General features: G+C 60.0%; 2 protein-coding genes and 3 pseudogenes. 2 read left to right on the forward strand and 3 right to left on the reverse strand.

The window, feature by feature from the left end:
• Positions 1 to 148 precede the first annotated feature (148 nt).
• A pseudogene (locus tag ACFWI9_RS33270) lies at positions 149 to 337 on the reverse strand (transposase); the annotation flags it as partial.
• A 43-nt stretch (positions 338 to 380) separates the two neighbouring features.
• On the opposite strand from ACFWI9_RS33270, the pseudogene ACFWI9_RS33275 reads away from it, so the two are divergent.
• A pseudogene (locus ACFWI9_RS33275) lies at positions 381 to 656 on the forward strand (hypothetical protein); the annotation flags it as partial.
• A gap of 242 nt (positions 657 to 898) precedes the next feature.
• Complete coding sequence (locus ACFWI9_RS33280; protein ID WP_387168755.1) at positions 899 to 1843, forward strand: ETX/MTX2 family pore-forming toxin; 945 nt, start codon at positions 899 to 901, stop codon at positions 1841 to 1843.
• Between the two features lie 27 nt (positions 1844 to 1870).
• On the opposite strand, the pseudogene ACFWI9_RS33285 reads toward ACFWI9_RS33280, so the two are convergent.
• Together ACFWI9_RS33285 and ACFWI9_RS33290 are read right to left on the reverse strand one after the other, a co-directional pair.
• Positions 1871 to 1996 (reverse strand): annotated as a pseudogene (locus ACFWI9_RS33285) (IS5/IS1182 family transposase); the annotation flags it as partial.
• Between the two features lie 108 nt (positions 1997 to 2104).
• Complete coding sequence (locus tag ACFWI9_RS33290) at positions 2105 to 3841, reverse strand: reverse transcriptase/maturase family protein (protein ID WP_387168752.1); 1737 nt, start codon at positions 3839 to 3841, stop codon at positions 2105 to 2107.
• Positions 3842 to 3962: the final 121 nt, after the last annotated feature.

A 3962-nucleotide genomic window follows, 5' to 3' on the forward strand; every position in this document is an offset into this window, starting at 1 on the left:
GGCATCGCCACCCGATACGAGAAGACCGCCACCTCCTACGAAGCAGCGGTCACACTCGCATCGATCCTGCTCTGGGCAAGATCACTTTGAAGACGGCCCCCAGTAGTGCTTGGTCAGGTCGGGTTTGGGGTTGGTATGTCGCGGTGGCAGGTAGGGCAGGCGCCGGTCCATCGGGCAGGCCCTTCAATCCGTCGCAGACCAGCATGAGGACGTCCTCCAAGCCGCGGTTCTTCAGCTCGGTCAGGACACGAAGCCAGTGCTTGGCGCCCTCGCCGCCTTCACCGCCGGCCCACAGGCCAAGGATGTCGCGGTGGCCCTCGGCGGTGACCGCCAAGGCCATGTCCTCCCAGCCTGACGGCTTGACGAACCACAGGGGCATCAACCTCAACCCCAACCTCACCGCTGGCATGCGCTGCTACATCGCCGACCGCGACTGGCTCACCGTCTTCCAGCTGCCGCCCTACGCCCCGACTTCAACCCAGTCGAAGGCATCTGGTCCGTACCGCGGCGCACCACCACGGTCAACCGGGCCTTCGCCGACCCCGCCGACCGCCATCCGACGCGGCCTACGCCAGCCCCAGCACCGACACGACGTCCTCGACGGCTGCCTCACCGGCACCGGCTGCCCAAATCATCATGACGACATCACGCTTTGAAGGTCAGTAATTACCTCCATCCCGAGATGGCTATCACTCTAGATGATGTCCTTGCATGGGCGGGGGCAGGGTGTAATACTGCGTGCACTTCGTGCTCAACGACTTCCTTCCCACAATCAGAGCGGGGCCAAAAATCCCTATTTACCAATCTCGGGAATACCGTAAGTCGCGTTTGCGTATTCTCACCCAGGTGCGCAGAAATTGTCGAAGGGTTCGAAATGTGTAATCGCCGTTTGAAATCCATGACGGGCGCTGGCGTTGGTGTATCAGTAGGCGCCCTGATCCTGTCCGTGGCGCTCCCCCCCGTTCAAGTTCACGGGGAGGAGATGAGATCGTACATCAATATGTGGGACCTGGTGAGAGCGCAGTACCCAGCCAGCAATATTAACGGGTGGGGAAGTCAGTCCGTCGTCCTCAGTGAACCTAAGGCAGAACTGGCGAACACATCGGTCTGGGCGCAGGAGGCGGTATTTTCGCCTGACTCGGGCCCTGTGTGGACCTCATCCGAGGCGCACCTCTACAACGATTCGAACCTTGAACAGACATTTTACACTCAGTCTTACACAAAGACCTATACCGACACCTATTCAGTCTCGGTACTGGACGGAGGGGCGTTCACGACAACCACCAAGATGTCCGTGACCGGCAAGGTCCCGGTGGGTGAAGTTATGATGGGGGCTGAATTCTCATGGAATCAGAATTGGGGCACCACTACCACCGAGACAAAATGGGAGACGAATACATACACGATACCGTCTCAACCTGTGAGAATTCCACCTCGCAAAACGGCGCGCATTTCCGCCTCTCTTTGGGGAGGTAAGGCCACCGGAACGTTCAGGATCTCTGGAGATGTAACAGGGACTTACAGTGCAGCAAAGTACGCTCAATGGGGTTCCTCAGAGTGGCGGAACAATTCACTCCAGGAGACAATCATTGCTGCGCAGGATAATGCCGGGCCGAAGGGGCCGACTCTGCCTAGCACTCTGACGGTCGACCTCAGTAATCGCAAGGTCAAGTTCCGGGGCGATGGAACCTATTCTGCAACCCTGGGAACTAAATTCATGCTAAAGGTGTGCATTGTCGAAGATGGATGCACACCAACCACGAAGACGGATATCAAACCGAAATCAGGGTCGAATTGGCCAGGCGTGTTTCCTTATCCAGAAATCATCAACTTTCTGGATTAGTACCAGCGTGAGTGCTTAGACCGTGTCCTATGTGGTGAGGCGGATGAGTCGTTTGTAGCAGCAGAGGGCGGCGGCGAGGCCGAGGAAGGCCAGGTAGTTGCGGGGATGGCGTTCGTAGCGGTGGTTGAGTCTGCGGTATCCGGTGAGCCAGGACGTTGGGTCGGCCGCACGGCGAGGCGTCTGCTGAGGCAGGTCCTTTTCCGCGCGGCCTCCCGCCGAACCGGACGTGATGGTTTCCCGATCATCCGGCTTCTCCAGTGATCACCGCGTGAGCGATTCAGCCGATCGTGTGACATGGATACGGCTGACACAGGCCACAACGGTCTTGCGGCGCCGGTCGAGCATGACGCGTGCCCAGTCGGACAGCGGCCATCCGGAACGTACGAGATCGGCAAGCGCACGGATGTGATGTACCTCGACATCACCGGTGCTTCCGCAGATCTCGCAGGTATCCGCAAGGAGCCTTGTGATCAGCTCTTTCTGCGGATAGTCCACCCAGACAGGCCGACGGTCGACCATTTTCGCCGACCTCTGCTGCTGGAGGGTAATTCCACCGAACCTGGCCACCAGTGGTTTCCTGTTCTTCCGCTCGATGCGGGCCTCGAAACATACTCGGGGCCCGTTAGGAGAATCGACTCTGGCCTTGTGCTTCGACGCCATCTTCGACACAGTCGAGCGGTGCTTGGCCGCAAGGGTCTTCAGCATTGATGTCTCCATGACCCATCGCAGTACTGGACAATGCCCCCGGTAGACCGCTCCGTAGGTGGCAACGATTGCATGGTCGTCACTGTTGATCAGAGCGTTCCGTCTCGCGGGTTTCCCGCGGAACAGGTAAGGGGCGCATTTGGCTTTTATCACATCTCGCGGGACACGTAGTGCGACCTGACCGTTGACGCGCCGGTAACGGCCAGTCTTCTTCGTGTCGTTGTGCTGAGTCGTGATCTCGTAGCCGAGGAACCTCGCAGCCCCGGTACGGGCATGGGTGATCAGCGTCTTCTCCTGAGAGAGCTCCAGCCTGAGTTCGTCACACAGGAACTTCGCCAGGCGGTGCTTGATCTGCTCGGCCTCGACTTTCGGTCCGGTGAATCCGAGGAAATGGTCGTCCGCATAGCGGATGTAGCGCAGTCTCCGGTATCCCGGATCGTTCGGATCCGAGCTCGGCAGGCTGACCATCTGCTGACGGAGCGTCCGGGCTTCTGCCCGGTCGCCGCGCTGGCGGGCCTTCGCCAGGAGATTCTGCAACCCCAGATAGGCGGGGTTGCGGGCCCGGCGGTCTCCCCGGTTGTATTCCGGGATCAGAACTTTCTCGACGAATTCGTCCAGCTTGTGCAGGTAGATGTTGGACAGAATCGGGGATGCCACCCCGCCTTGCGGCGCTCCGGAGAGCGTGGTGCCCCACTTCCAGTCCTCCAGGTATCCGGCCGTCAGCATGTTGCGCACCAGCCGCAGAAACCGCTGGTCGTGGATCTTCTCGCCGAGGATCGACAGCAGGACCTGGTGGTCCAGGCTGCCGAAGCAGTCGGCGATGTCGCCCTCGATGGACCAGGACGTCCCGGTCCATGTATGGGCCACCTCCCGCAAGGCGGTGTGGCAGCCCCGCCGAGGGTGAAATCCATGAGACCGGTCGGAGAACGCCGGATCGTAGTCCGCCTCCAACAGGAGGCGGACGACTTCACCGACGAGTTTGTCCGACCAGGTCGGCAAACCCAGCGGACGTGTTTTCCCGTTCTTCTTCGGGATGAACACGCGCCGGACCGGGCGGAAGCGGTATCGCTCGTGACGTACCGCTTCGATGATCCGGCTGATCTTCCGCTGAGACATACCGTCCACCGTTTCCGGCGTGACCCCGGGCGTCATCGCGCCGTGGTTGGCGTAGATGCGCCCGTAGGCCATCAGATACAACTGCGGGTTGAACAGCTGTCGATACAGTTCATCGCACGGCAGGCCTTTCCTGCCGCGTTCGCGCAGGACACCCAGCACCGTTTTGGCGCTCTGCATTCCGCATACCTCCCAGGTCTCGGTGTCTGAAGCTTCCCCTTGCTCTTGGACACCTGGAGACTGGGATCTTGAGGTTCCAGAGGAAGTAGCACCAGGTGGGAAGTAAGTACGCGAAGCGGTA

The sequence above is a fragment of the Streptomyces sp. NPDC127084 genome, from assembly GCF_042724175.1.
GTDB lineage: Bacteria > Actinomycetota > Actinomycetes > Streptomycetales > Streptomycetaceae > Streptomyces.